Raw genomic sequence first — 25,659 nt, 5'->3', positions numbered from 1 at the left:
GCCGTGTGGCTACGGCTGAGAGCAGTCGGACGGGTGAGGAAGAGGGGGAGTCGCGGGGCCTGCTGGACCGGGTGCGCGCGACTCCGGCGGGCCGGCTGACGCTGCGGATCGTCATCGGGGTGATCGGGACCGCCCTCGTCGTCGGCGGGCTGATCATGGTGCCGTTCCCGGGGCCGGGCTGGCTGGTGGTCTTCACCGGCCTCGCCGTGCTGGCCACCGAGTTCGCCTGGGCGAGCCGGGTGCTGGAGTTCGCCAAGCACTGGGTCAGGCGGGCGACGGACTGGCTCAAGCGGCAGAACTGGTTCGTCCGCATCGTGGCGGGCGCGCTGACCCTCGCCTGCGCGGCCGTGATCGTCTGGGTGTCGATACGGCTGACCCTGGGCGTCGACCTGATCCAGAAGGCCCGCGAGCTGCTGAGCTGACCCGCATGCCGACCTGAGCCGTGCGAACCTGAGCCGTGCCCGCGAGCCGGCCGGCCCGCGGGCGACGGTCAGACGGTGGCCCGGGCCAGCCTCCGGATCGCCAGTTCGGCCAGCAGCGCGGCGCCGTCGGCCAGGATGGCGTCGTCGAACTCCGCCTCCGCCGAGTGGTTCGACGGGGCGGTGGCGAGGTCCCGTCCGGGCGGGCAGGCGCCGACCACGAGGAAGGCCCCCGGCACCTGCTCCAGCACGTACGAGAAGTCCTCCGAGCCGGTCGCGGGGGTGGGGAGCGGGAAGTACCGGTCCTCGCCGAGCGCCTCCCGCACCGTCCGCGCGGCGAACTCGGCCTCGGTGTCGTCGTTGACCGTGACCGGATAGCCGATGCCGAAGACGCAGTCGACGGTGAGCCCGTGCGCCTCGCCGATGCCGCGGGCCAGCCGTACGAGGCCCTCCCTGACCCGGTCCCGCGTGGCGGGCGAGAACGTCCTCACCGTGACCTCGAAGCGTGCCTCGTCCGGGATCACGTTGTCGGTGGTGCCGGCGTGGAAGCTCCCCACCGTCACCACGACCGGGTCGAACACGTCGTACGTCCGGGTCACGTGGGTCTGCAGGGCTGTCACGATCTCGCAGGCCGCGGGGATCGGATCGAGGGCGCGATGCGGGGCGGAGCCGTGCCCGCCCCTGCCGCGCACGGTCACGGTCAGCGTGTCGGCCGCGGCGAGCACGGGCCCGCCCTTGGTCAGGAACAGGCCGCGGGGGATCGTGGTCGAGAAGACGTGCATGCCGTACGCCGCGACCGGCCTGTCGCCCGCCGCGTCGAGCACCCCCTCCTCGATCATGAGCTTGGCGCCCTCCTCGCCCTCCTCGCCGGGCTGGAACATGAGCACCACGTCCCCTTCGAGGTCGGAGCGCCGGTCGGAGAGCAGGCGGGCCGCCCCCACGAGCATCGCCGTGTGCAGGTCGTGCCCGCAGGCGTGCATGCGGCCGTCGACGCGCGAGCGGTACGGCAGGTCCGTCTTCTCGTGCACCGGCAGCGCGTCCATGTCGGCGCGCAGCAGCACGGCCGGCCCCGGCCGCGAACCCCGCAGCACCGCGGTCACCGAGGTGAGCCGCTCCCCGGTCGTGATCTCCAGCGGAAGGCCGTCGAGCGCCGCGAGCACCCTCTCCTGGGTCCGGGGCAGGTCGAGCCCGATCTCGGGCTCCCGGTGCAGAGCACGGCGAAGTTCGACGAGATCGTCCTGAAGGGTCATGGGCCGCCGATCGCGCGAGAAGGGTCGATGTCGCCATCACATTAGAGCGCGGCCGGGTGGTCCAGGCAGGGGTTGCGCGACGGGTTGCGCGACGGGGCGTGCGACGCGTCTGCCCGTCGTCGCGACAGTTGCGAGCGCACCTGGCCGCCCCCCGTAGTTGCAGAGTTTCTTAATTCCCTATAATGGCAACAGTGTCCGCCGACGAGGAGGCGATGGCTGTGGGGCGTGGCCGGGCCAAGGCCAAGCAGGTGAAGGTCGCTCGTGCTTTGAAGTACAGCGGTGGCGGCGATCTGGAGTCCCTGCGGCGGGAGCTGGGCGTCGACGCGACGCCTGCCGCACCCGCACGTACGGAGGCCGGCGACGGCGCGGGCCAGGCGGACCTGGACCGTGAAGGTGAGCCGCGCGCGTGAGTTCCTTCGAGGAGAGTCTCCGGCAGCGGCTGGCCGCGACGCGCCGGGCACTGGCGGCGGCACAACGGGACGGCGATCACTTCGGCGTGCAGACGCACGCCTCGGAGGCGGAGGAACTGGAACGGCTGGGCGCCGCCCACGGAGTCGTCGTCACACCCGAACCGGCGGACGGGCCCGTCGTCGAGGGCGAGGCCGGGTGATGCCGGTCCCGCTCTACCAGGCCAAGGCCGAGCTGTTCAAGACGCTCGGCCATCCGCTGCGCATCCGGGTGCTGGAACTGTTGTGTGAGGGACCCAGGCAGGTCCGGGAACTGCTGGCCGCGATCGAGGTGGAGGCGCCGAACCTGTCGCAGCAGCTGGCGGTGCTGCGCCGGGCGGGGCTGGTCACCGCGCGCCGCGACGGGACGACCGTGGTCTACGAGCTGGCCGGTGCGGACGTGTCGGAGATGATGCGCGCGGCCCGCCGCATCCTCACGGAGCTGCTGGCCGACCAGTACGAGCTCCTCGCCGAGCTGGACCAGACGAGGTGAGCCTCCGGGAAGTGCCGCGCCGGTTAGCGGACCTGCTGCCCGGACGGTCGGACTGGACCGCCGCGCGCCGCTCACCCGGCCGGGACCTGGTGGCCGGGCTGATCGTCGCGGTGGTGGCCCTGCCGCTGGCGCTGGCGTTCGGCGTCTCCTCCGGGCTCGGCGCCCAGGCCGGCCTGGTGACCGCCATCGTCGCCGGAGCGCTCGCGGCCGTGTTCGGCGGCAGCAACCTGCAGGTGTCCGGCCCGACCGGCGCCATGACCGTCGTCCTCGTCCCCATCGTGCACGCCTACGGCTCCGGCGGAGTGCTGATGGTCGGCCTGATGGCCGGGCTGGTCCTCCTGGCCCTGGCCGCGCTGCGCGCGGGACGGTTCGCCCAGTTCCTGCCGACCTCGGTCGTCGAGGGCTTCACCGCCGGGATCGCCGTGGTCATCGCGCTGCAGCAGGTCCCCGCCGCGCTCGGCGTGACAGCCGGAGACGGCGGGAAAGTGTGGCAGGTCGCGGCCGGAGCCGTGGCGCACTTCGCGGCCCATCCGACCTGGGCGGCGCCGCTCATGGCGCTGGCGGTGGCCGCGGTGATGCTGGGCGGCGCCCGGCTGCGGCCGGGTGTCCCGTTCTCCCTCCTCGGCGTCGCGGCCGCGACGCTGGCCGCTCAGGCGTTCTCGCTCGACGTCGCCCGGATCGGGGCACTGCCGGCCGGGCTGCCCGCCCCGTCGCTCGGTTTCCTCGATCCCGGCATGGTGGGAACTCTCCTGCCGTCCGCGCTCGCCGTGGCGGCGCTGGCGGCGCTGGAGAGCCTGCTGTGCGCCACCGTCGCCGACGCGATGAGCGTCGGCGAGAGACACGACCCCGACCGGGAGCTGTTCGGGCAGGGCATCGCCAACCTCGCGGCGCCCCTTCTCGGCGGCGTGCCGGCGACCGCCGCGATCGCCCGTACCGCGGTGAACGTGCGCGCGGGGGCCCGGTCCCGGCTGGCGGCGCTCACCCACGCCGCCGTCCTCGCCGGGATCGTGCTGGCCGCCGGCCCTCTGGTCGGCCGGATCCCGCTCGCGGCGCTCGCGGGGGTGCTGCTGGCCACCACCGTCCGCATGGTCGAGGTCGGCTCCCTGCGCGCGCTGGCCCGCTCGACCCGCGGCGACGCCGTCGTGCTCATCCTGACCTTCGTCGTGACCGTCGTGTTCGACCTCGTCACCGCGGTGGCCGTCGGTCTCGGCCTGGCCGTCGTGCTCGCGCTCCGCGCGGTCGCCCGGACCTCCCGCCTCGACCAGGTCCCGCTCGACGCCGGTGACCACAGCGCCGAGGAGCGGCGGCTGCTGAGCGAGCACATCGTCGCCTACCGGTTCGACGGGCCGCTGTTCTTCGCCGCCGCCCACCGCTTTCTGCTCGAACTGTCCGAAGTCGCGGACGTCCGCGTGGTCATCCTGCGGATGTCGCGGATCACCGCCCTGGACGCGACCGGCGCCCAGATCCTCGGCCACGCCATCGTCCGCATGGAACGCCGGGGTATCACCGTCCTGATCTCCGGCGTGAAACCCGGACACGGCCAGGTCCTGGCCGCCCTCGGCATCGCCGGTCACCTTCGGCGCGACGGTCTGATCTTCCCCGACACCCCCACCGCCATCGCTCACGCCCGCGGCCTTCTGCACGACCACGGGCTCCTCCCGGCCACCGCGGAGACCGGCCGCGTGGCCACCACGGCGGATCTCGGCGGTGGGGCCTGACGGGCGAGTGCGGCGGCGGACCCGGTGGTGCGGCGCACGACGGGTCAGAGGTAGAGGCCGGTGCCGTGGTCGGTCTGCTGCGTCGCCACGGCGTGCAGGTCCCGCTCGCGCAGCACCAGGTAGAGCTGGCCCTGCACCTCGACCTCGTACTGGTCCTCGGGGTTGAACAGGACCTTGTCGCCGGTCTTGACCGTGCGCGCGCCGACTCCCGCGCCGCACACCTCGCCCCACACCAGCCGGTTGGCCATCTTGACCGTGGCCGGGATGACGATGCCCGAGGTGCTGCGCCGTTCCTCGGACTCCCGCTCGACCCTGACCATCACGCGGTCGTGGAGCATCTGGATCTCGAACTTCGGGTCAGGCACCCTCGCAGTGTACGCGGAGGCCGCCCGGGGGCCGTCATCGGAGGCGGACGAGGGTCAGGCGCTCACGAGCGGCCCATGGCCAGGTCGTAGCCGGTCCCCGAGTGGCGGTAGACGCGGCCCTTACCCCACTTCAGCACCTGGAAGCGCACATGGACGGTGTTGGAGGCGACGCCCGTCAGGTCGGCCATCATCTTCTCGGAGAGGTCGACGATCGCGGGGATGTCGTGCTGTGCGACGGCCCACTCGGCCGGGCCGAAGTCCTCGACCACCCCGACCGCGCTCTTCCCCCTGTACGTGATCTTCACTTTCGTGCCCAGGGGCCAGTAGGGGCTGGCGAGCGTCGCGTACCGCATGCGCTTGCCTGAGGCGGTGGAGGCGTCCCAGAAGGACGTGGCGGTCGCCTTGCCGGAGGGAAGGGCGGCGATCCGCTTCGCGTCCGCGGCGGCCGCGCGGAGGGCCGCGTTGAGCGCGGCGCCGATGGCGACCGGGTCCAGGACCGGGCGGGGCGCGTCGGCGGGGGAGAGCGAGGCGGTGGGCGGAGCCTGAGGCGTCACCGCGGCCTGGGCGGCCGTGGTGGCCGTGCCGAGGAGAAGGGTGGTTCCGGCCAGGGCCGCGGTGACCGCCTGACGGGCTCGCTTGTGCATGGAGTTCCTTTCGGGTCGCTCGCGGCGCGGTCCTCCGGGGGAGGGCCGCACGTCGTGGAGGGCTCCCGGCCGGGGGCCGGGTCCCCGTACGCGCGTCCGGGCAGCGCGACGCAGCCCCGGGACGGGGTGCGAGTGCCGATCGGGCGCGCGGCCCCTGGGGGAGGGGCGATACGAGTCACGCGAGGGGTAGGGCTTGCAAAAGCGTCAAACGTGATGTGAGGCACGAGTATATGGAAAGAGATAGTAAATAGGACAAAACGGAGTCACTGCTTGGTAGATCGTCCTTGACCGGGAGGCCCTGAGAGCGCTCTCATAGGCAGATTCCGGCAAAGCGAAGGCAAGGGGGCGTCATGGCGTTCGAGGGATTCACCTGGGTCAACGAGCCCGCCGAATGGTCGGGGAACGGAGAGGGGCTGCGGGCCGTCGCCGGCGCCCGGACCGACCTGTGGCAGAAGACGCATTACGGGTACTCGTTCGACACGGCGCACATGTTCGGCCGGGAGGTGGCCGGCGACCTCCGGCTGACGGTGACGTTCGACGCGGACTACGCGGAGCAGTACGACCAGGCCGGGGCGGTGCTGCGGATCGACGAGGAGAACTGGATCAAGGCGGGGGTCGAGTTCGTCGACGGCGGTCACCAGCTCAGCGTGGTCGTCACGCGCGGCTTCTCCGACTGGTCCGTCACGCCCGCGCCCGCCGGCCTCGTCTCCGCGACGTTCGACTTCGAGCGCGCGGGCGACGCCGTGACGGTCCGGTACGGCGTGAACGGCGCGGAGCCGGAGCACATGCTGCGCCTCGCCTACTTCCCGCCGAAGACGCCCGCCCTCGCCGGGGTCATGTGCGCAGCTCCGAGCGGCGATGGGTTCGAGACCCGCTTCACCCGGGTGTCGCTGACGTAGGAGTCACGCGCCGGCGAGACGGGGTTCCCGGCCCCGGGTCGTGTGCCGGTCCTGGGCGTCGAGGACGGCGCCTCCGTAGCGCACGGCCCACATGCCCATCGCGCGCATGGGGGCGAGCAGCGCCGTGCCCGCATCGGTCAGCGCGTAGTCGACGCGGGGCGGCGCCTCGGCGTAGGTCAGGCGGTCGACCAGGCCGTTGTACTCCAGGCGCCGTAGCGCGTCGTTGAGGACCTTGGGCGAGATCCCGCCGATCCGGGCGCGCAGCTGCCGTGGCCGCAGCGGACCGGCCTCGCCGAGCGTGTAGACCACGACGCTGTCCCAGCGGTTCGCGAGCACCTCGAAGGCGAGGCGGGCCCGGCAGTCGGAGGTGTAGGCGCGCTCGTCGTGGATCTCGTGCATGGCGCCATCCTGCCCGGTCCGAAGGACACCGTGTGGTGTCCATCGCCCCGCCTACCGTCGTGGTCCGTCGACCAGCCAGGTCACCTGGCTCACCTCGGAACGGAGACGCACCATGCGCATCGGCATCCTCGGCACGGGCCGAATGGCCACGGCACTGGGCGGCGCCTGGGTCCGCGCGGGGCACGACGTGCTCGTCGGCGGACGTGACCGGGCTGCGGCGGCCCGGACGGCGGCCCGCATCGGCGCCGTGACGGACGGAACCCTCGCCGACGCGGCGGTCTATGGCGAACTCGTCCTCGCGGCGGTTCCCGCGGATGCGGCGCCGCGGCTGGCGAACGGGCTCGCCGCCGTCCTCACCGGGCGGACGGTCGTCGACTGCTCGAATCCCGTCGAGCCGGGCGACGACGGGCTGACGCTGTCGACGGGCGGCACGACCTCGGTCGCCCGGCTGATGAGGGAGGCCGCGCCGGGCGCCCATGTGGTGAAGGCGTTCAATCTGTGCCACGACAGCATCTGGACGCTGCCGCGGCCGGTGTTCGAAGGCGTCCCGCTGGCCGTTCCGTTCTGCGGTGACGATCCGGGGAGCCTCGACCGGACGGCCACACTGATCAGGTCGATGGGGTGCACGCCCATACGTTGCGGAGGACTGTCCCGCGCCGTCCACATCGAGGCGGCCGCGGCGTTCGCGATCGGCGTGTGGCGCTCGGGAGACGAGCCGAGGCACGTCTTCCCGGCGCCTGCGGAGGTGGAAGCCTCCTGATCTGCCGGGCCGCCGGTCGCCAGGCCGCCCGGAGAGAGGCTCATTCGCCTGATCGCCGCGGGGGCAGGACCAGTTCGGCGAAGATCGCGCGGTGGTCGGTCACCGGCAGCCGGTGGACGCCGAACGCCCGCACGGTGACGCGCGGGTCCACCAGGACGTGGTCGATCGTCACGGGCGGCACCGGCAGACCCCTGAAGTCCCACTGCCGGTACGGCCAGGTCCCGGCCAGGCCGTCGCCGGTCGCGTCGGCCGCGTCCCGGTAGCCCGCGTCGAGCAGGCGCCGGACCCGGCTGTGGTCCAGCGTCGCGTTGAAGTCCCCGGAGAGGATCCGCACCTGCTCACCGGGCTCGGGAAGCGCGGCGAGCACGTCGGCCCAGCAGGTGAACCGGGACACGTAGCGCGGTGCGCACGGGTGCACGGACACGACGCCGACCGGCTCCGCGCCGGGCACCTCGACGCCGCCCTGCGCCTGCCGGGAGTCGCCGGGGCCGGTGAGCGTCTCCGGGCGCAGGGGGAACCGGGTGAACAGCCCGGACCCGCCCGAGCCCTCCCGCGCCCGCTCGTCCCCGTACGGCAGGAGCCGGGTCAGGCCCGCGCCCCGCAGGCCCTCCAGGGCCTCCGGGGTCAGTTCCTGCACGGTGAGCACGTCCGGGCGCAGCGCCCGCACGAGATCGACCAGCGCGGCGGGCGGCACCGAGCCCTTCAGCAGGTTGGCCGACAGCAGCCGCAGGACCGGCCCGCGCGCGGCCTGCCCGCCCGCCGCCCGCACGGCCGTGCCGGACCCGGCCCGATCCGGGCCGGGCAGCGCACCGTTCGGATTGGGGAGAGCGCTGTTCGGATCGGAGAGAGCACGGGGCAGCACGCAGGCCACGAGCACGGCGGTGACCGCCACGCCCGCGACCAGCGCGGCCCGGCGCCGCGCGAGCAGCGCGACCACCGGCGCGACGACCGAGGCGAGGGCGGCGTACGGCGTGAACGCGACGAGTTGCACCCAGCGGAAGTGGACGTCGCCCGGCACCAGCCGCAGCAGGGCCCACAGCGCGAACGGCGCGACCACGAGCCAGGCGAGCAGGCCGCGCAGGAGGTTCCGGCAGCCCGCCCCGCCACCGGCGGTCCGCTTCGTCATCCTCGGCCCCTTCGCCAAGCCGCTCGGAGTGATGATCCACCCTACGCGCCGGACACCTCGCTCCTCAGGTGTCCACACCGTGGCGGGCAGGCCGTACATTTTCGGCATGAATGTCGAAGCGAGGGTCCTGGACGCGATCGACGAGGCCGAGACCGTGGGCCTGCTGGCCGATCTGGTCCGGGTGCCGAGCGTCACCGGCAGCGACGCCGAGTCGGACCTGCAGGACAGGTGTGCCCGCATGCTGGCCGAATGGGGCCTCGACGTCGACATGTGGAAGCTCGACCTCGACGATCTCCGCTCCCGCGAGGGCTTCCCGGGGACGGAGGCGGAGCGCGCCGAGGGGTACGGCGTCGTCGGCGTCACCGAGGGCGAGGGCGTGCCCGCCCTGATCCTGCAGGGGCACGCCGACGTCGTGCCGATCGGCGACCCGGGCAAGTGGGAGGGGCAGGACCCATTCGGCGCCCGCCTCACCGCGACCACCCTGCACGGCCGGGGCGCCTGCGACATGAAGGCCGGTCTCGCCGCCAACCTCGCCGTCGTCCGCGCGCTGCGCCGGGCCGGGGTACGGCTCGCGCGCCCGCTGGCCGTCCACTGCGTCGTCAGCGAGGAGGACGGCGGTCTGGGCGCCTTCGCCACCCTGGCCAGGGGGCACACCGGCGAGGCGGCCGTGATCACCGAGCCGACGAGCGGCGCGCTGATCACCGCCACCGCCGGGGCGCTCACCTTCCGCCTGGAGGTCGCCGGACGGGCGGCGCACGGCGCCACCCGCTACGAGGGCGTCAACGCCGTCGAGGCGTTCTGGCCGGTCCTGCGGGCCGTGCGGGAGCTGGAGCGGGAGCGGAACCGGGACCGCGACGCGCTGTTCGGCGGCAACCCGGTGCCGTACCCGATCGAGATCGGCACCGTGCGGGCCGGTGACTGGGCGAGCACGGTGCCCGACCTGCTCGTGGCCGAGGGACGGCTGGGCGTGCGCCTCGGCGAGGACCCCGCCGAGGCGCGGGCGGCCCTGGAGGCGACGCTCGCCGGCCTCGACGACCCCTGGCTGCGGGACAATCCCGTGCGCGTCACCTGGCCCGGGGGGCAGTTCGCCAGCGGGCGGCTGCCCGATGGGCATCCGCTGGCGGAGGAGACGGCCGTGGCCGTCGCCGACGCGACCGGCGCCGCGCCGTCCCGGACGGCCGCGCCGTACGGGAGCGACCTGCGTCTCTACGCGGCGGCGGGCGTGCCGACCCTGCACTACGGCCCGGGCGACGTCCGCTTCGCGCACGCCCCGCGCGAGCAGGTGGACCTGCGGGAGGTCCGCGACGTCACCCGCGCCCTGGCGCTGCTCGCCCTGCGCCGATGCGGCGTGCGCTGAGCAGGCGGCGGCCGGGTCGTCAGGCGTTGACGACGGAGGCGATCTCGTTCAGGGGGAACTCCAGGTAGTCGCCGGCCTCCTCGCACCAGGCGTCGAGCACGCCGCTGCGCAGCTCGCCGTGGCTGACCGTGGCGGTGACCCCGTCGGCGAGTGTGATGAGCGCCCGGACGTCGCGGTCCACCACGAAGCCCAGCAGCGACTGCTGGGCCGCGGGCAGCCGCGTCGCCATCCGCCCGATGACCGCCCACGTCTGGCGGGCCCGCGCCTCGCCGGCCGACGGCCCGCCGCTGACGATCAGCCGCCGGGCGTGCTCGCGCGGGTCGGGCGGGGGTTCCAGGAGGTGCGCGGGGGGATCGAGCTCGGCGACCCGCCCACCGGGCAGGAGGATGAGCCGCCCGCCCTGCGGCTCCCGCCTGACCGTGATCTCGCCGGTGTCGTCCACCGGCACGGGGGCGTACCCCGCCTCGCGCAGGGCGGCCAGCGTGGCCTTGGCGGGCGCCGCGCCCGCGAGGACGGTCGGCGCCAGCAGCCGCAGGCCCAGCCTGCCCAGTTTCCGGTGCGCGGCGATCTCCGCGAGCAACGCGGGGTCGGAGCCCTGGATGATGCAGCCGACGGACGACACGGTGACCTCGCCGTGGCGCCGCGCCACGTCCCGGATCAGGTACGTCAGGGGCTGCGGGAGCGTCCCGGCCTCCGTCAGGCCGGCGATGAGCGTCTCCGCGGTGTCGCCGGCGTCGAGGGCCCGCCGTACGCTCGCGGGGCCGAAGCGCCACACCGACGCCGTGCCCTGCGACTCCCGGTCGGCCGCGCGGTCGAGCAGCGCGGCGAGCTCGACCGACGGCGGGCCGGTCACCACGGCGGTGAGGTCGGCGCCGAACAGCGCGGTCCGCTGGGCGCTCGCCATGGCGTGGGTGGCGACCCCGGCGAGCCCGGGATCGTGCTCGACCTCCGGCACGCACTCGTGGCTCTCGTTCCCGGCCACGGCGGCCAGCGGGGCCAGCGCCCGGCCGAGGCCGGTGAGCGTGTCGCACGCGGCGAGCCCGAGCAGGCGGGCCTCGTCGAGGACGGCCGCGGCGCAGTCGGCGAGCAGTTCCCGGTCGAGCAGCGGGGCCCGCCAGTGCACCCGCTGCACGAGCTCACGGAGCGTCGCGAAGGCCCTGCCCTCGGGGATCTCGGCGAGCGCGGCGAACAGGGCCCACCGGATCCGGGCGATCGTCTCGCCGGCCGGGTCGTCGCCGAGCGCGGCGGGCTGACGGCCGTCCACCCGGCGCAGCGACGAGCGCTCCATGCGCCACCAGCCCGCGAGCAGGACGCACAGCCGTGCGGGGGCCTCCTCCAGCCGCCACGCGTCGAACCCCGACGTCACCGTCAGCCCGCCGGCCTCGTCGTCGACGGCGATCAGCCGGGCGACGGCGCAGACCTCCAGCAGCAGCCGGGTCTCGTCCTCCACGCAGCCGATCTCCCTGGCCAGCCGCTTGATCTCCCGCACGCCGACCCCGCCGTTCTTCAGCAGCGGCAGCGTCGTCTTGTCGATGTTCTCCAGCAACGCCGCCGCCCGGTCGAGCACCCGCGGCGCGGCCAGGCACATCGCGTGCTCGACCGCGCCGGCGTCGGCGCCGGACGTGGCCAGGTCGGGCGGGTACGGCGTGAACGGCCCGCGGTAGTCGGGCCCGCGCAGGGCCAGCGCCACCTCGCGGGGCATCCCGGCCAGGTTCCACTGGGTGCGGAAGAGCAGCCCCCGGTCGAGCGCCCATTTCTCCGGAGTGCCGGGGGTGACGAACCGGTCGCCGTCGACGCTGCGCACGGGCCCGTCCCAGGCGAAGTCGTCGAGCATGCCGAGTGTGCCGTCCGGGGCGTCGTCGAGGAGCGCCCCCAGGCGCTCGGAGTCGCCGAGCAGCGCCGTGATCCGCGCGACCACCTGGCGCCTGCCGCCGTGCCCGGGCAGGTCGAGCATCCGGCACACCCGGCGCAGCGCCTCGGTGCTGAGCTTCCAGGAGTCGAGGTACGCCCCGAGCGGCTCGCCCAGGCCGCAGGGCGCGGTCCACCAGCGGGCCACGGCCTGGGCCAGGGTGATCCGCCCGTCCGCGCCCGGCCAGGCGACGGCGTGGTCGTAGAGGTGATCGAGCCAGGGGATGACCTCGGAGGTGCTCACCCCGAGGAAGCGGGCCAGTTCGTCCTCCGTCGGGTGGCCCCCGACGACCAGGCACGCCTGCAGGAGTTCGAGCGGGGGCAGGGGGAGGCCGCGCATGACCTCCATGACGGCGAAGGTGTCGGTCAGCCGGTGCGCGAGGGCGTCCATGCGCCGGGGCCACGGCGGTGCGATCGCGTCCGGCCGGTTGGCCAGGACACGGGCGAGCCTGTCTTCGTCAAGACTGGTCAGCCAGCCGATTATGTGATCGTCCATCGTTGATCTCTCGGGAGTCCCAGGCAGACACCGTAGTGCAGATCACAGCCTCGGCGGGGTCCGCGCACCGGTGGACAGATCGCGCTCACGAATTCCGGGATCACGATATGTCTCCGCCGATCAGTTGGAAACGGGCGTGCTGTTGGGCCGGTCCGGCCCGATGTCTGCACATCATCGCCCGCCACGCCCACGCTTCGGGAGTGTTCCGGGGAATCCGGGCCGCCGGCCGGAGGGCGCTCCCATGCATTCCGGGCTGCACGGGAGCGCTCTTCGGCCGGCGGACCGCGATCGGCGACAGCAAGATCTAACGACGGAGTTAGGTTTTCGGAGGGCGCGCCGCCTTCCGTCCGTCTTCCCGGCTCCGGGCCGGGGCTCAGGCCGCGAGCACGGCCCATACCGCCTTGCCCTGTGGGACGAGGGGGCACCAGCCCCAGCACGCGCTCAGCGACTCCACGATGTGCAGCCCCAGCCCGCCCGGCTCGAAAGGGGAGGGGTCCCGCAGCACCGGCGCGTTCGACCCGGGGTCGGTGATCGCGCACGCCACGTGCGGTCCCCGGCGGATCAGCGACAAGCGGATGACCTCCCTCGGGCGGTCGCAGGCGAGCGTCATGCCGTGTCGCAGCGCGTTGGTGGCCAGTTCGGAGACGACCAGCTCCATCCCGTCGAGCAGGTCGGTCATCCCCCAGCCCGAGAGCGTCCCGGCCGCGAAGCTCCGTGCCGAGTGGACCGACTCCGCGCGGGGCGGGAGGACGAATGTGGCACTGGCGCTCGCCGAACCGGGCTGGAGGAGGCCGCGTGCGGGCTCCGGCCACCAGCCGATAGGCGGCCACCAGTCGAGCGCCGACCAGTGAATCTGGCCACGAGTCAGGTTCGTGGACTGCACGAGATCATGATGAGGGACACTCCCGTGCATGTGCAAGAGCGAATGCACGTGCAAGCGCGTTGTGCAGGCGCTACCGTTACCCCCGACACCACTGGGACGAAGGGGGCGATCTTTGACAGACTGTGAACCAGTCCACAAAGCGGAGGAATAGCACGTGTCCATAGATCCGCCCGGATCCGGTTCCACCGTTCGGCGAATCATGCTCGGCGCGAGCCTTCGACGCCTGCGGGAGGAGCGCGGACTGACCCGTGAGGTCGCCGGCTTCCACATCCGTGCCTCGGAGTCGAAGATCAGCCGGATGGAGCTCGGCAGGGTCGGGTTCAAGACACGTGACGTCGAAGACCTGCTCACGCTGTACGGCGTCCACGACGACGACGAACGGCGTGGCCTGCTGGAGATGGTCCGCGAGGCGAACACGCCCGGCTGGTGGCACAAGTACGGCGAGGTGCTGCCGAACTGGTTCGTCACCTACGTCGGCCTGGAGGAGGCCTCCAGCGTGATCCGCACCTACGAGGTGCAGTTCGTGCCCGGCCTGCTGCAGACGGCGAAGTACGCCCGGTCGGTGATCCAGCTCGGTCATCCGGACGCCACGGAGGACACGCTCGATCAACGCGTCAACCTGCGGCTCCAGCGGCAGGAGAGGCTCACGCGCAAGGACGGCCCCCGGCTGTGGGCCGTCATCGACGAGGCCGCGCTCAGGCGGCCCATCGGAGGGAGTGCGACGATGCGGGAACAGCTCCAGCACCTGCTGGAGGTGTCCACGCTGCCCAACATCACCCTGCAGGTGATGCCCCTTCGCTACGGGATGCACGCGGCTGAGGGAGGCGCGTTCACCATCCTCCGCTTCCCGGAGTCCGATCTTTCGGACGTGGTCTACGTCGAGCAGCTCTGGGGTGCGCTCTACCTGGACAAACGTGAGGACATCGATCCCTACCTCACGGCCATGGAGCAGCTGTGCGTGGAGAGCACCACGCCCGGCGGCACTGCCGAGATCCTCGGCGATCTTCTCAGAGAGACATGAATGCAGACATATAACGGGATGCCCGCAACCGACCTCTCCGGGGTCACCTGGCGGAAGAGCGCCCACAGCAACTCGACCGGCAACTGCGTGGAACTGGCCGAGCTTCCCGACGGCAGTGTGGCCGTACGGAACTCGCGTTATCCCGAGGGGCCGGCCCTCATCTACACGCGGGACGAGATCCGGGCCCTGGTGCTCGGGGTCAAGGACGGCGAGTTCGACGGCCTTCTGGTGTAATCCTCTGTTCACTCGCTTCTCGCGGGCGTAACACCACAAGGCGGGCGCCGTAACAAGGATCCGGCACATTGGACCCCAGGAGAATCACAAGGGGGACCTCGTGCTGGAGCAGATGACTCTTTACCCGGTGGCCGACGACGTGCTCTTCGCACCCGGCGGCCGCGTGGTTATCCGCACCTACGGCGTCGCCTCCCCGGCCGACCCGCAGGACGGGCGGCCCAGGGCGGTCGCGTACCGGACGTGGGTCACCGGGGTGCGGGAGCAGCCCAGATACTGGCGGTGGGGGCACTTCGAGGACGCCCGCCACGGCCACCGCAAGGTCCTTGAGTGGCTGACCGGCCGAGGGCCGCAGCCTCAGCCGGTCGCGCAGAGCTGATCTCAGAGCTGATTCGAAGCTGATTCAGGGCTGACCGGGCCGGCTCAGGCGGGGGCGTTCCAGCGGAGCAGGACCGGCTCGTCGCCGTGCTCGTGGCCCAGCACCGAGTACGTCCCGGTGTCGAGGCGGAGGTACCTGCCGTGGGCGGGCGGCAGGCCGAGCCAACGGGCCGCGAGCACGCGCAGGATGTGCGCGTGCGCGACGACCAGCACGTCGCCGTCCGTGGAGCGGATCCGGGCCAGGACCTTGTCCGCCCGCTCCCCGACGCGCTCCACGGTCTCGCCCGGGTGGCCCTCGTCACCCGGGACGACGCCGTCCCGCCAGACGTACCAGCCTGGGTGCGACTCCCGGATGGCGGCGGTGGTCACGCCCTCGTAGCCGCCGTAGTCCCACTCCCACAGGTCCGGGTCGACCTCGTACGACCCGGCGCCGGCCAGTTCGGCCGTACGCCTGGCCCGGCGGGCGGGGCTGACGAGGACCTGGGCGAACGACCGGCCCGCCACCAGGCGGGACAGGGCGCGCGCCTGCTCCTCGCCGTGCGGGGTGAGCGGGACGTCGGTGCGGCCCGTGTGCCGCCCGGCCTTGCTCCACTCGGTCTCGCCGTGTCTCAGCAGGATGACGTTCATGGGCTCCCACTCTTGCCGATGCGGCGCAGGCCGAGCGCACCGCCCCCCCGCCGAAAGGTGGGGCCGCCGGGTCCGAGGCCGCCGCGGCCGATGCACGTGCATACGACCTTCTCGCCTGCGACGGCTCACGCGTGAACCTTTCACGCGTGGTGCCGGACGTGGGCTCCGGTGTCACAGGCGATGGGCGCGTCCGCGCTGGGCGGCGGGAAACGGACAGACATAGCCGAGCGGATCCAAACAAGTCAAGGATGGTGGCGACGTCCGCGCTCTGCCAGGATTGCGCCGTGTCTGCCGGCCGGTCGCCCCTGCGCGCCTTACGCGCCGCGGTGTTCGCGGTGGCGTGCGTGCTGGTCTCGGCCGCGCTGCACGTACTGGCCGGAGGCGCTCCCGTGCGTGCGGGCGCCCTCGTCGCCGCGCTGGCGCTGACCTGGCTGGGCGCGTTCCTGCTCGCGGGCCGCCGGCGTGGCATGGACGTCCTGCTGGGCGCGTGCTTCGCCGCGCAGTACGGCCTGCACCACCTGTTCACCCTCGGCGCCGCGCACGAGTCGCCGCCCAGGTGGACGGGGGAGCACGGCACCGGGCTGGGCATGCTGCTGATCCACGCCGCGACGGCGGTCCTGTCCGCCTGGGCCCTCGAACGCGGCGAGTCGGCGCTGGACGTGATCGTGCACCTGGCCGTCACGCCCGTGCGCCGGCTGTGGGCGATGGCCGTCGTCCTCGCGGGCCCGCCGGCCGGCGTCGCCCCGCTCCCCGCGGGCGTCCTGGGGCGGTTCTCCCTTCCGCTCCCGCGCCGAGCCGACTTCGCCGTGGTCGTCGCCCGGCGTGGTCCGCCTCCCGTCTTCTCCGTTCTCTGATCCGGGCTCGCCCCCTCCGGGGGCGGCGGCTGTCGCCATGCCGCACGCCCGTTCCCAGCCGCCTGGACCGCGCCCCGCGCGGCCGCGGCTCGTGTCCGGCACGAACGCCCCGCCGCGCGTGGCCCGGGTGACGCCTCGCCGCGCCGCCGCCCACCCGCGGTGACGCCTCGCGGGCTCGGAACGCTCTCGCAGGGCCTGGAGCCGCCGGCCGGAGCTCCGCTCCGGCCCGCTCCGCCGCGCGACGCGTCCACCGGGGTTCCCGCTCGTGGAGGGCGGCGCCCGCCGGACACTTCCCCCCTGCCCTGGTGAGGCGTGCCCGCGGGCGCGCGCTCACGGCCGAACGGAGAGACCCCCCATGACCTCGACCGCCGACGTCCATCCCGTCGTCGATCCCCCACGCCCTCCTCGCGGCAGAAGCGCGACCTGGGCGGCGCTGCGCCCGCTCGTGGTCCGCCTGCACTTCTACGCCGGGATCCTCATCGCCCCCTTCCTGCTCGTCGCGGCCGCCACGGGCCTGCTGTACGCCGCCTCCTTCCAGATCGAGAACGTCGTCTACCGGCACGAGCTGACCGCGCCCGTCAGCCAGGTCACCGTCCCCCTCGGCGAGCAGGTCGCCGCGGCCCGCCGGGCGCTGCCCGAGGGGAAGGTCGCCGCGGTGCGTCCCGCGGCCGAGCCCGGCCTGACCACCCGGGTGCTGCTGGACGTGCCGGGCCTGCCGGAGAGCACCCGGATGGCGGTCTTCGTCGACCCCGGGACCGGTCAGGTGCGCGGCACCCTGGAGAGCTACGGCGGCTCCGGGGCGCTGCCCGTGCGCGCCTGGATCTCCGACCTGCATCGCCGCCTGCACCTCGGTGAGCCCGGCCGGATCTACAGCGAGCTGGCCGCCAGCTGGCTGTGGGTGGTCGCCCTCGGCGGGCTCGCGCTGTGGCTGACCCGGCGCCGCCGCGACGGCCGCCGCCTGCGCGGCCTGTTCACCCCGGACCGCGCCGCGACCGGGTCGCGCCGCACGCTGTCCTGGCACGGCTCGGTGGGCCTGTGGGCGCTGCTGGGCCTGCTGTTCCTGTCCGTCACCGGGCTGACCTGGTCGAAGTACGCCGGGGACAACATCGCCGGGCTGCGTACGGCGTTCGGCTGGGAGACTCCCACGATCGACACCGATCTCGGTGCGCACGCGGGGCACGCCGGGCACTCGGGGCACGCCGCGAGCGGCGGCCCGGCCGGCGGCACCCAGGATGTGGGAATCGACCAGATCACGCGGGCGGCGGCGAGCTGGCGGCTGTCCGGCCCGCTGGAGGTCGTCCTGCCGGGCGAGCCCGGGGACGCGTACGTGGTCAAGGAGATCCGCAAGACCGTCCCCACGCGCCTGGACCAGCTGGCGTTCGACCCGGCGACCGGGCGGTTCGTGGGCGAGCTGCGGTTCGCGGACTACCCGCTGGCCGCGAAGCTCACCGAGTGGGGCATCGACGCGCACATGGGGCTGCTCTTCGGCCTGGCCAACCAGATCGTCCTGGCCGCGATCGCCGCCGGGCTCATCACGCTGATCGTGCTGGGCTACCGCATGTGGTGGCGCCGCCGCCCGACCCGCGGCTTCGGCCGGCCCCACCCCCGGGGCGGCCTGCGGGGCCTGCACTGGGGGCTCCTGGCACCGCTGGCCCTGCTCACCGCCGTGGCCGGCTACTACCTGCCCCTGATGGGCATCTCCCTGGCCGTGTTCCTGGTGATCGACGTCCTGCTCGGGCTCCGCGCCAGGCGGGCGGGCTGACGCCCGAAGGCGTCGTACGGCGTCTCATCGGGCCGGTTCACCCGAGCGGTGGACCGGCCCCGCGAGGCGTGCCCTCCGGCTGACCAGGCACAGGCCCCCGACCAGGGCGATCGACGCGATCACCGGCGCCGGCCCCGGGGCGAAGCCGGTGACCGTGAGGGTGAGCAGCGCGCCGCCGACGAGCGGGGCGGCGACCGCCATGTGCCGGCCGGTGGCGGCTCCCGCCGGCTCCTCCCACCGGCCGAACAGGGCGGTGAGCCCGAGCAGGACCGGCGCGAGGGCGGCCGGCCACAGTGGGGCGCCGCTCCACCAGGCCGCCAGGCCGGGGAGAGGAGCACTCGGCCCGAACCCGATGGTCGCGAGCCCGGCGACGGCGACGAGCGCCGTCATGTGCCACAGGTAGACGGTCATCATGCGGGGCGCGAGCGCGGTGAGCACCGCCTCGGCGCGGGGCCGGCGCGCCAGCGCGTTCAGGGCGGGGCGCAGCAGCATCGCCAGGCCGAGCTGGCCGGCGAAGAGCGCGAGCAGGCACGCGCTCGGCGGGGCCATGTTCGAGATCGCGCCGGGCATCCCGATCATGCTGGCCGGGTACGGCCCGGCCGCCACGAGGGCCGCCACCATCGCGAACCCGGCCACCGCGAGCGCCGCCGCGCGGCGTCCCCGCAGCCACTCCAGGCCGCCGTCGGCGTACCGGAAGCCGACCTGGTGGACGGCCAGCCACACGAACGCGACGTTGAGATAGCCGGCGGCCTCCAGCCCCGAGAAGCGGACCACGTCCGTCAGCACCGCGCCGCCCGCCAGCACGGGCAGCGCGACCCCGGCCCGTACGCGCAGCAGGCAGGGGGTGGCCACCACCGCGAGCAGGTAGACGGCGAGGAACCACAGCAACTGGCCGACGGTCCGCGCGGCCACCTCGACCGGCTGCGGGGGCACGCCGAGCGCCGTCAGGAGGTGGGGGAGCGGCAGCCAGACGGCCGCGAGCGGCGCCACCGGCCAGGCCAGGCGGCGCACCCGCCGCGCCGTCCACTCCCGCGCCGTCCGCTTCTCCGCGGTCGGCCGCCGCGTCGACCGCTCCCGGCCCGTCTCGCGCGTGTCCGACAGGCCGGCGCGGCGCGCCGCGGACCGGAAGCTTATCGCGTTGGCCGCGCCCCCGGCGAAGAAGACCAGCGGCATCACCTGGGAGATCCAGGTGACGAACGGAGCCGCCGCCAGGGCGTTGCCCGTGGTCAGCCGTCCTCCGGCGTACGACAGGACCGGCATCGCCCAGTGCTGGACGACCACGAGGACCATCCCGAAGACGCGCAGGATGTCGATGAAGCGGTCCCGGGGCCCGGGGGCGGCCGGGGCCCGCGCGGGGGCGGGGGGAAGCATGGTCAGGGACACGGGGGAGCCGCCTTCGGTGTGTCGATCGTCGGTTGCCGGACGCCGGTCGTCCGTCACGGGCCCGGCCGGAGCGGGGACCGGCCGCGACCGCGCGCTCCGGCGCCGGCCCGCGGACTGAGGAGGAGTGGGGGAGACAGTCCGTCAGGAGCTTCTGCCGGGAACCGCCCGGCCGCTCCAGGGTCCCGCCCGGCCGCCGTCCGGCGCAGCGACGGAGCCACTACTCCCGATCATGGGCGAGCCCCCACCATCGGGGTGGGGCCTGCCCTACCACCCCGGCGTACGGGCAGGCGGGCGGACCTCGGCGGCCGGGGGAGGATGACGGCGCCGCGAGGCGGGTTGGTACCGTTGCGTCCGACGCGCGCAGCGCAGCGAAGTCCGGTGCGAACCCGGCGCTGTCCCGCAACTGTGGTTCCCCGCCCCCGGGGACGAGCCAGGTCGCCTGCGTTGCGCGCCGACGCCGTCAACCCTCGTGGAAAAGGGTGATCCGTCCTATCCCGCGGGTCTCTCGATTTCCCGGCTTTCCCCCCTTGGAGGACCCTCGTGAGGCCCCTGCGTACGGCCGTCGCGGGTGTGGTGCTGGGCGTGCTCGGACTGGCCGGCTGCGGCCAGAGCGACGGCTCCGCCACTTCCGCGTCCCCCGCCGCCTCGAACCCCGCCGCTTCGAACCCCGCCGCCTCGGGCGGCGCCTTCCCCGTCACCATCCAGGCGGGCAACGGCGCGGTGACCATCGCCAAGCGGCCCGAGCACATCGTGTCGCTGTCCCCGACGGCCACCGAGATCCTGTTCGCGATCGGCGCGGGCGGCCAGGTGGGCGCGGTGGACGACCAGTCGAACTACCCGCTCGAGGCGCCGAAGACGTCGCTGTCGGGCTTCAAGCCCAACGTCGAGGCGATCGCCGCCGCCAAGCCCGATCTCGTCGTGCTCGCCAACGACCTGGAGGGCGTGGTCGCCGGCCTGGGGAAGGTCGGCGTCCCGGTGCTGCTTGAGCCCGCCGCGACCAAGCTGGAGGACACCTACGACCAGATCAGGGACCTCGGCGCGGCCACCGGCAACGTGGACAAGGCCGAGGAGGTGGCCGGCGGCGTCAAGCAGAAGATCGACGCGCTCGTCGCGGCGGCGCCCAAGGGCAAGGGCCTGACCTACTACCACGAACTGGACACCACGCCGTACGCGGCCACGTCGAGCACGTTCATCGGGCAGGTCTACAGCCTGTTCGGGCTGAAGAACATCGCCGACGAGGCCCCCGACGCGGCCGGCGGCTACCCCAAGCTGTCGGCGGAGTTCGTGGCCAAGGCCGACCCCGACCTGATCTTCCTCGGCGACACCAAGTGCTGTGGTCAGAACGCCGCCGCGCTGGCCAAGCGGCCGGGCTGGTCCGGCCTGGCCGCCCTGAAGCGGGACCGCGTGGTGGAGCTCGACGACGACGTCGCCTCCCGCTGGGGACCGCGCGTCGCCGACCTCGCCCAGGTCGTCAGCGACGCCGTCCAGAAGGCGGCGGGCTGAGCCGGTGGTGACGCGCAGGCCCCCGGTGACGCGCACGCTCCCGGGATCGCGGTGAGAGCGGTGCCGCGGCGGGTCCGGGTGACGGGGTGACGGCGGCGGGCCGGTCACGCCGGGCGCTGCTCGTCGTGTGCGTCGTGCTGCTGGTCAGCCTGATCGCCGGCCTGGCGGCGGGCGCGGCGGTCATCTCGCCCCGCGCCATCGCGCTGGCCCTGCTCGACCGGCTGCCGCTGGTGTCCCTGCACTCCGGCCTGCAGCCGAACGAGGAGGGCATCGTCTTCCAGCTCCGGGTGCCCAGGGTGCTGCTGGCCGCCGTCGTGGGCGGCCTGCTCGCCCTCGCGGGGGCGGGCTACCAGGGTGTCTTCCGCAACCCGCTGGCCGACCCGTACCTGCTCGGCGCGGCGGCCGGGGCCGGGCTCACGGTGACGCTCGTCGTGGTCTTCCTGGGCGGCGACGCGGGGGTGGCGGCCGTGCCGGTCGCCGCCTTCGCGGGGGCCGTCGGCGGGGTCGTCCTCGCGTACGCGCTGGGACACACGGCGGGCCGGGGAGGCGGCACCGCGACGCTCGTGCTCGCCGGGGTCGCGGTCACCTCGTTCCTCACCGCCATCCAGACCTTCGTGCAGCAGCTCAAGGTCGACGAGCTGCAGCGCATCTACTCCTGGATCCTCGGCGACGTCGGCGGCGGGTGGGAGCAGCTCCGCATGATCGCGCCGTACGCGGTGGTGTCGACGGTGGTCGTCCTGCTGCACGGGCGGCTGCTCGACGTGCTGTCGGTCGGCGACGAGGAGGCGGTCAGCCTCGGCCTGCACGCGACGCGCGTGCGATTCACCGTGCTGCTGGCCGCCTCGCTCGCCACCGCGTCCGCGGTGGCCGTCAGCGGATTGATCGCCTTCGTCGGGATCGTGGTGCCGCACGTCGTCCGGCGGCTCGCCGGGTGGTCCTACCGCGTCGTGCTGCCGCTGTCGTTCCTCGGCGGGGCGGCGTTCCTCGTGCTGGCCGACACCATCGCGCGTACGGTGCTCGCCCCGGCGGAACTGCCCATCGGGGTGGTCACCGCGTTCGTCGGGGCGCCCTTCTTCGTCGCCGTCCTGCGGATGACCCGGCGGGTGGAGACGTGAGCGGCGACGCCGCCGGCCCCGGCGTCCCGGCGGTGGAGGCGCGCGGGCTGGGCGTCACGCTGGGCGGGCGGCCGGTGCTCGCGGACGTCACCCTGTCGGCCGCGCCGGGGGAGTGGCTGGCGGTCATCGGCCCCAACGGCGCGGGCAAGTCGACGCTCCTGCGGGCCGTCGCCGGGCTGGTGGAGCGTCAGGGCGAGGTGCTCGTGAACGGCGCGGCCGTGGACGGCCTGCGCCCGCGCCGGCGGGCCCGGCTGGTGGCCTACGCCCCGCAGAGCCCGGCGCTGCCGCCCGACATGACCGTGTACGACTACGCGTCGCTCGGCCGCACCCCGTACATCTCCTATCTGGGCAGCGAGAGCGCCCGGGACCGCGAGGTGACGCGGTCGGTGCTGGAGCGGCTCGACCTGGACGGCTTCGCGACCCGGCCGCTCGGGCACCTGTCGGGCGGCGAGCGGCAGCGGGTCGTGCTCGCCCGCGCGCTGGTGCAGCAGGCGCCGGTGCTGCTGCTGGACGAGCCGACCACCGCCCTCGACCTGGGGCACCAGCAGCAGGTGCTCGAACTCGTCGACCGGCTGCGCCTGGCCGACCGCCTGACCGTCGTGACGACGTTGCACGACCTCAGCCTCGCCGGGCAGTACGCCGACAGTCTGGTGCTGCTCGCCGCGGGCCGCGCGGTCGCGGCGGGCCCGCCCGGGCGGGTGCTGGCCGAGCCGCTGCTGACCGAGCACTTCGGCGCCCGCGTCCGGGTGGAGCCCGGAGCCGACGGGCGGCCGCTCGTCCACCTGGTGCGCCCGCCGCTGCCTGCACCGATCCCCGCCGGGGACGAGAGGTGACCGGCCTGCCGCGGCCGTCGCTGACCCACCGCGCCGAGGACGGCGCGCGTCTCGGCACGCTGCTGTGGCGGTTCGGGCCGGGCTGGCGGATGATCTCCTCGGCGATGCTGGGCGGCGGGATCGGCCCCCGGGAGTGGGTGCTGAACGCGCAGGTCGCGAGCGGCTACGCGCGCATGGACCCGGTGGAGCACATGGCCTCGCTCGGCCCTGCGGGCCCCGGCGTCGGCATGATGACGGCGGCACCGGTCGAGCGGTTCCGCGTGGCGGCCGACGGCGGAGCGGAGGCCGCCGCCACGGTCGGCCTGGGCGTGCCCACCTGGGCGGCGTCACCCGAGGGCGTGCCCGACCCCGGCCTGCCGGCCGTGCCACAGCCCGGGCGGAGGCCCCCAGGACATGCCCCGGAGCGCGGGCGGGAGGCGACCCGGGAGACCCCCGGCCCGGGGGACGCGGCGGCGTGCCTGCCACGCCCGGGGACGGTCAACATCCTGGTGGCGGCGCCCGTGGCCTTTTCCGACGCGGCCCTGGTCAACGCCGTCATGACGGTTACCGAGGCCAAGACCCAGGCGCTGCTGGAGGCGGGTTTCCCCTGCACAGGGACGGCGTCGGACGCGGTCTGCGTGGCCGTACGGCGGGAGGGCCCGGCGGAGCCGTTCGGCGGCCCGCGCTCCGTCTGGGGCGCGCGGATCGCCCGGGCGGTCCACCGGGCCGTCCTCGACGGCGCCCGCGACTGGGCGGAACGCGCCGCTGTGTGAAGGCGGTCTGTGAGGGCGGTCTGTGAGGGCGGTCTGTGAGGGCGGCCGCTACTTGAACGTGACGGTGTTCACCATGTGGTCGATCAGGCCGCGGTCGCATTTGCCGGTCGGACAGAAGAACGTGATCAGCACCGCGGTGCCGGTGTCGCCCTGCCGCACGAGGTAGGCGTAGAAGTCGAGCCGGCCGCCCTGCTGGGGGTCGCTCAGCACGCCCTCGATCTGGAACGCCGGCTTGGCCCCGACCGTCGTGGGGGACGGGACGCCGGTGTAGGCGACCGTGCCGGGGAAGGCCGTCTGCAGGCTCTCCTGGAGCTCCATCGGCGAGTCGGAGAGGCTCAAGGTATTGCTGACCTGGGCGAACACCCCTCTGGCGCGATCCGGCTGACCCGTGATGATCGGGTTCACCCTCGACCAGTCGGTGTTGCCCGGCACCGCGAACAGCGCGTCGAACTCGTCGCGGGCGGGGGAGGCGATCATCCACTGGTCGGCGTTGGTCCTGGCCTCGCCCCAGGTCGAGGGGTAGGCCATGGTGAACGGCGCGGCGGTGCTGCCCGGGTAGGTGTTCCACGTCGCGGCGGTGTCCCCGCCCCTGGTGAGCAGCAGCGTGGCGGCGACGGCGATGGCCGTCAGGACCGCCAGGCCGCCGATCAGCGGTCCGAGAGGGAGTTTGCGCCGGGCCGGCGGCCTCCCCGTCCCCGCCGCGACCGTGGCCTGCGTGTGGGACGACCCAGGGGGATACGACCCGTGATGTGAGCCGTGGGGTGAGCCGTGATGCGAGGCCGCGGACTGCGCGCCGGGGGGACGCGACCCCGGAGGATACGACCCCTGATGCGAACCGGGCTGAGATCCAGGGTTGGATCCAGGGTTGGATCCAGGGTGGGATCCAGGGTGCGATCCGGCCTGGCCGCCGGGGTACGAGCCCGGGCCGGGGTGCGTGCCCGGGTGGGTGGCGGGATACGAGCCGTGCTGGGCGCCGGGGTATGAGGCCGGCTGCCCCGCGGAGGGCCGGGAGACCGGCGGTACGGACGACGGCGGGACCGAGGACGACGCCGGGGGATACGACCCTGCCGACTGGGACTGGGCCGGCTGGGACTGGGCCGGCTGGGACTGGGCGGGATGGGACCCGCCGGGATAGGAGACCGGCGGGTAGGAGGAGGCCCCCTCCGCCGGGCCGCCCGCTCCGCCGCTGATCGCGTCACGCAGGGCCGACACGAACGCCAGGCAGGTCGCGTACCGGTCCTCCGGCGCCTTGGCGAGCGCCCGCGTCAGCACGGCGTTCACCGCGTGCGGCAGGTCCGGCCGGTACGGCGTGAGCGGCGGCGGATCGTGCGAGACGTGGGCGTAGAGCAGGGCGAGTTCGGTGTCCCGCTGGAACGGCGGCTGCCCGGCGAGCGCCTCGTAGACGACGCAGGCGAAGGCGTAGAGGTCGCTGCGCCCGTCCACCGGCAGGCCGCGGATCTGCTCGGGAGCGACGTAACGCGGGGTGCCCATGAAGTGCCCGTGGCTGGTCAGCCCGGCCTCGGCCGACGAGCTCTTGGTCAGCCCGAAGTCGGTGAGGTAGACGTGCTCGGACCGGGTGACCAGGATGTTGGCCGGCTTCACGTCCCGGTGCACCAGGCCGTTGGCGTGCGCCGCGTCCAGCGCGGAGGCGATCTGCGCGAACAGCGGATTGGCCCGCCCGACCGGCAGCGGCCCCTCCGACTGCACCAGCTTGCGCATGTCGTAGCCCTCGACGTACCGCATCGCGATGAACAGCAGCTCGTCGCGCTCGCCGGCCTCGTACACGGGGATGATGTTGGGGTGGTCGATGCTCGCCACCAGCCGCGACTCCCGTACGAACCGGTCGCGGAAGCGGTCGTCCTGGGCGAGCTGCGGCGCGAGCACCTTCAACGCCACGGCCCGCCCGAGCCGCTGGTCCCGCGCACGGTAGACCGTGGCCATCCCCCCGCGCCCGACGACCGCCTCGACCGTGTAGTCGCCGAGTCGCCGCCCGATGAGCGGAGGCATCACCGGCCCCTCCGTCATGCGGATTCCCCC

General features: G+C 74.0%; 27 protein-coding genes. 17 read left to right on the top strand and 10 right to left on the bottom strand.

The features are described from left to right. Nucleotides 1-5: 5 nt before the first annotated feature. Nucleotides 6-422 carry a TIGR02611 family protein gene (locus HHX40_RS02265; protein ID WP_310737907.1) on the top strand — a complete coding sequence of 139 codons (417 nt, stop codon included), beginning with the start codon at nucleotides 6-8 and terminating at the stop codon, nucleotides 420-422. A 68-nt stretch (nucleotides 423-490) separates the two neighbouring features. Here the strand turns inward: HHX40_RS02265 and HHX40_RS02260 are convergent, their stop codons facing one another. Then, nucleotides 491-1,669 carry a M20 metallopeptidase family protein gene (locus HHX40_RS02260; RefSeq protein WP_182879215.1) on the bottom strand — a complete coding sequence of 393 codons (1,179 nt, stop codon included), beginning with the start codon at nucleotides 1,667-1,669 and terminating at the stop codon, nucleotides 491-493. 191 nt (nucleotides 1,670-1,860) lie between these two features. On the opposite strand from HHX40_RS02260, the gene HHX40_RS02255 reads away from it, so the two are divergent. The 4 genes from HHX40_RS02255 to HHX40_RS02240 are packed head-to-tail and all read left to right on the top strand — an operon-like array spanning nucleotide 1,861 to nucleotide 4,326. Continuing rightward, complete coding sequence (locus HHX40_RS02255; protein WP_396699289.1) at nucleotides 1,861-2,079, top strand: DUF3073 family protein; 219 nt, start codon at nucleotides 1,861-1,863, stop codon at nucleotides 2,077-2,079. Beyond that, complete coding sequence (locus tag HHX40_RS02250; protein ID WP_182877187.1) at nucleotides 2,076-2,279, top strand: hypothetical protein; 204 nt, start codon at nucleotides 2,076-2,078, stop codon at nucleotides 2,277-2,279. The genes HHX40_RS02255 and HHX40_RS02250 overlap by 4 nt, the downstream gene beginning before the upstream one ends. After that, complete coding sequence (locus HHX40_RS02245) at nucleotides 2,279-2,608, top strand: ArsR/SmtB family transcription factor (protein WP_182879214.1); 330 nt, start codon at nucleotides 2,279-2,281, stop codon at nucleotides 2,606-2,608. The genes HHX40_RS02250 and HHX40_RS02245 overlap by 1 nt, the downstream gene beginning before the upstream one ends. A gap of 11 nt (nucleotides 2,609-2,619) precedes the next feature. Further along, the gene (locus HHX40_RS02240) at nucleotides 2,620-4,326 is read left to right on the top strand and encodes a SulP family inorganic anion transporter (RefSeq protein ID WP_310737906.1); all 1,707 of its coding nucleotides are present in this window, start codon (nucleotides 2,620-2,622) and stop codon (nucleotides 4,324-4,326) included. Nucleotides 4,327-4,370: 44 nt separating this feature from the next. On the opposite strand, the gene HHX40_RS02235 is transcribed toward HHX40_RS02240, so the two are convergent. Further along, nucleotides 4,371-4,691, bottom strand: a complete 321-nt coding sequence (locus HHX40_RS02235; protein ID WP_111700027.1) for a GroES family chaperonin — start codon at nucleotides 4,689-4,691, stop codon at nucleotides 4,371-4,373. Between the two features lie 62 nt (nucleotides 4,692-4,753). Then, complete coding sequence (locus HHX40_RS02230; protein WP_182877189.1) at nucleotides 4,754-5,335, bottom strand: hypothetical protein; 582 nt, start codon at nucleotides 5,333-5,335, stop codon at nucleotides 4,754-4,756. Nucleotides 5,336-5,685: 350 nt separating this feature from the next. Here HHX40_RS02230 and HHX40_RS02225 point away from each other — a divergent pair, with 350 nt between their 5' ends. Then, complete coding sequence (locus tag HHX40_RS02225) at nucleotides 5,686-6,234, top strand: DUF1349 domain-containing protein (protein ID WP_182879212.1); 549 nt, start codon at nucleotides 5,686-5,688, stop codon at nucleotides 6,232-6,234. Between the two features lie 3 nt (nucleotides 6,235-6,237). On the opposite strand, the gene HHX40_RS02220 is transcribed toward HHX40_RS02225, so the two are convergent. Then, nucleotides 6,238-6,633, bottom strand: coding sequence for a winged helix-turn-helix transcriptional regulator (locus tag HHX40_RS02220; RefSeq protein ID WP_182879211.1), 396 nt, complete (start codon nucleotides 6,631-6,633; stop codon nucleotides 6,238-6,240). 112 nt (nucleotides 6,634-6,745) lie between these two features. Between HHX40_RS02220 and HHX40_RS02215 the strand changes: the two genes are divergently transcribed. Then, nucleotides 6,746-7,393 (top strand): NADPH-dependent F420 reductase, encoded by a 648-nt coding sequence (locus HHX40_RS02215; protein WP_220498536.1) that lies wholly within the window; start codon nucleotides 6,746-6,748, stop codon nucleotides 7,391-7,393. A 40-nt stretch (nucleotides 7,394-7,433) separates the two neighbouring features. Here HHX40_RS02215 and HHX40_RS02210 read toward each other — a convergent pair whose 3' ends face one another. Further along, on the bottom strand, nucleotides 7,434-8,519 hold the full coding sequence (locus HHX40_RS02210) for an endonuclease/exonuclease/phosphatase family protein (protein ID WP_182879209.1): 1,086 nt from the start codon (nucleotides 8,517-8,519) through the stop codon (nucleotides 7,434-7,436). Nucleotides 8,520-8,625: 106 nt separating this feature from the next. Here HHX40_RS02210 and HHX40_RS02205 point away from each other — a divergent pair, with 106 nt between their 5' ends. Continuing rightward, the gene (locus tag HHX40_RS02205) at nucleotides 8,626-9,876 is read left to right on the top strand and encodes an ArgE/DapE family deacylase (RefSeq protein ID WP_182879208.1); all 1,251 of its coding nucleotides are present in this window, start codon (nucleotides 8,626-8,628) and stop codon (nucleotides 9,874-9,876) included. Nucleotides 9,877-9,895: 19 nt separating this feature from the next. On the opposite strand, the gene HHX40_RS02200 is transcribed toward HHX40_RS02205, so the two are convergent. Together HHX40_RS02200 and HHX40_RS02195 are read right to left on the bottom strand one after the other, a co-directional pair. Next, on the bottom strand, nucleotides 9,896-12,280 hold the full coding sequence (locus tag HHX40_RS02200; protein ID WP_182879207.1) for a helicase-associated domain-containing protein: 2,385 nt from the start codon (nucleotides 12,278-12,280) through the stop codon (nucleotides 9,896-9,898). A gap of 373 nt (nucleotides 12,281-12,653) precedes the next feature. Next, complete coding sequence (locus HHX40_RS02195; protein ID WP_310737905.1) at nucleotides 12,654-13,163, bottom strand: ATP-binding protein; 510 nt, start codon at nucleotides 13,161-13,163, stop codon at nucleotides 12,654-12,656. Between the two features lie 199 nt (nucleotides 13,164-13,362). On the opposite strand from HHX40_RS02195, the gene HHX40_RS02190 reads away from it, so the two are divergent. The 3 genes from HHX40_RS02190 (at nucleotide 13,363) to HHX40_RS02180 (ending at nucleotide 14,794) form a co-directional block, all read left to right on the top strand. Continuing rightward, nucleotides 13,363-14,184 (top strand): helix-turn-helix domain-containing protein, encoded by an 822-nt coding sequence (locus tag HHX40_RS02190; RefSeq protein ID WP_208759029.1) that lies wholly within the window; start codon nucleotides 13,363-13,365, stop codon nucleotides 14,182-14,184. After that, entirely contained in the window at nucleotides 14,185-14,418 is a 234-nt protein-coding gene (locus HHX40_RS02185) for a DUF397 domain-containing protein (RefSeq protein ID WP_111700033.1), read from the top strand. Nucleotides 14,419-14,518: 100 nt separating this feature from the next. Continuing rightward, a complete protein-coding gene (locus HHX40_RS02180) occupies nucleotides 14,519-14,794 on the top strand; it encodes a hypothetical protein (RefSeq protein WP_111700034.1) in 276 nt (91 codons plus the stop codon). A gap of 44 nt (nucleotides 14,795-14,838) precedes the next feature. Here HHX40_RS02180 and HHX40_RS02175 read toward each other — a convergent pair whose 3' ends face one another. Further along, nucleotides 14,839-15,420, bottom strand: coding sequence for a histidine phosphatase family protein (locus HHX40_RS02175; RefSeq protein ID WP_111700035.1), 582 nt, complete (start codon nucleotides 15,418-15,420; stop codon nucleotides 14,839-14,841). 284 nt (nucleotides 15,421-15,704) lie between these two features. Between HHX40_RS02175 and HHX40_RS02170 the strand changes: the two genes are divergently transcribed. Together HHX40_RS02170 and HHX40_RS02165 are read left to right on the top strand one after the other, a co-directional pair. Continuing rightward, on the top strand, nucleotides 15,705-16,274 hold the full coding sequence (locus tag HHX40_RS02170) for a hypothetical protein (protein WP_182879206.1): 570 nt from the start codon (nucleotides 15,705-15,707) through the stop codon (nucleotides 16,272-16,274). Nucleotides 16,275-16,629: 355 nt separating this feature from the next. Further along, nucleotides 16,630-18,036, top strand: a complete 1,407-nt coding sequence (locus HHX40_RS02165) for a PepSY-associated TM helix domain-containing protein (RefSeq protein WP_182879205.1) — start codon at nucleotides 16,630-16,632, stop codon at nucleotides 18,034-18,036. A 24-nt stretch (nucleotides 18,037-18,060) separates the two neighbouring features. On the opposite strand, the gene HHX40_RS02160 is transcribed toward HHX40_RS02165, so the two are convergent. Beyond that, nucleotides 18,061-19,419 (bottom strand): acyltransferase, encoded by a 1,359-nt coding sequence (locus HHX40_RS02160; RefSeq protein ID WP_310737904.1) that lies wholly within the window; start codon nucleotides 19,417-19,419, stop codon nucleotides 18,061-18,063. A gap of 540 nt (nucleotides 19,420-19,959) precedes the next feature. On the opposite strand from HHX40_RS02160, the gene HHX40_RS02155 reads away from it, so the two are divergent. The 4 genes from HHX40_RS02155 (at nucleotide 19,960) to HHX40_RS02140 (ending at nucleotide 23,622) form a co-directional block, all read left to right on the top strand. Then, nucleotides 19,960-20,922 carry an ABC transporter substrate-binding protein gene (locus tag HHX40_RS02155; protein ID WP_182879204.1) on the top strand — a complete coding sequence of 321 codons (963 nt, stop codon included), beginning with the start codon at nucleotides 19,960-19,962 and terminating at the stop codon, nucleotides 20,920-20,922. 86 nt (nucleotides 20,923-21,008) lie between these two features. Beyond that, on the top strand, nucleotides 21,009-22,037 hold the full coding sequence (locus tag HHX40_RS02150; protein ID WP_182877200.1) for a FecCD family ABC transporter permease: 1,029 nt from the start codon (nucleotides 21,009-21,011) through the stop codon (nucleotides 22,035-22,037). Further along, nucleotides 22,034-22,870 (top strand): ABC transporter ATP-binding protein, encoded by an 837-nt coding sequence (locus HHX40_RS02145; protein ID WP_310737903.1) that lies wholly within the window; start codon nucleotides 22,034-22,036, stop codon nucleotides 22,868-22,870. Before HHX40_RS02150 ends, HHX40_RS02145 begins: the two co-directional genes overlap by 4 nt. After that, nucleotides 22,867-23,622: an adenosylcobinamide amidohydrolase gene (locus HHX40_RS02140; RefSeq protein ID WP_396787654.1), complete on the top strand. Its 756-nt coding sequence runs from the start codon at nucleotides 22,867-22,869 to the stop codon at nucleotides 23,620-23,622. The genes HHX40_RS02145 and HHX40_RS02140 overlap by 4 nt, the downstream gene beginning before the upstream one ends. Nucleotides 23,623-23,670: 48 nt before the next feature. Here the strand turns inward: HHX40_RS02140 and HHX40_RS35560 are convergent, their stop codons facing one another. Then, nucleotides 23,671-25,647, bottom strand: coding sequence for a serine/threonine-protein kinase (locus HHX40_RS35560; protein WP_259403202.1), 1,977 nt, complete (start codon nucleotides 25,645-25,647; stop codon nucleotides 23,671-23,673). Nucleotides 25,648-25,659: the final 12 nt, after the last annotated feature.

Source organism: Microbispora sp. H10949 (genome assembly GCF_014161435.1).
Classification (GTDB): domain Bacteria; phylum Actinomycetota; class Actinomycetes; order Streptosporangiales; family Streptosporangiaceae; genus Microbispora; species Microbispora triticiradicis.
Note: the sequence above shows the minus strand (reverse complement) of the source record. Positions and strands in the feature narration are given on the sequence as shown.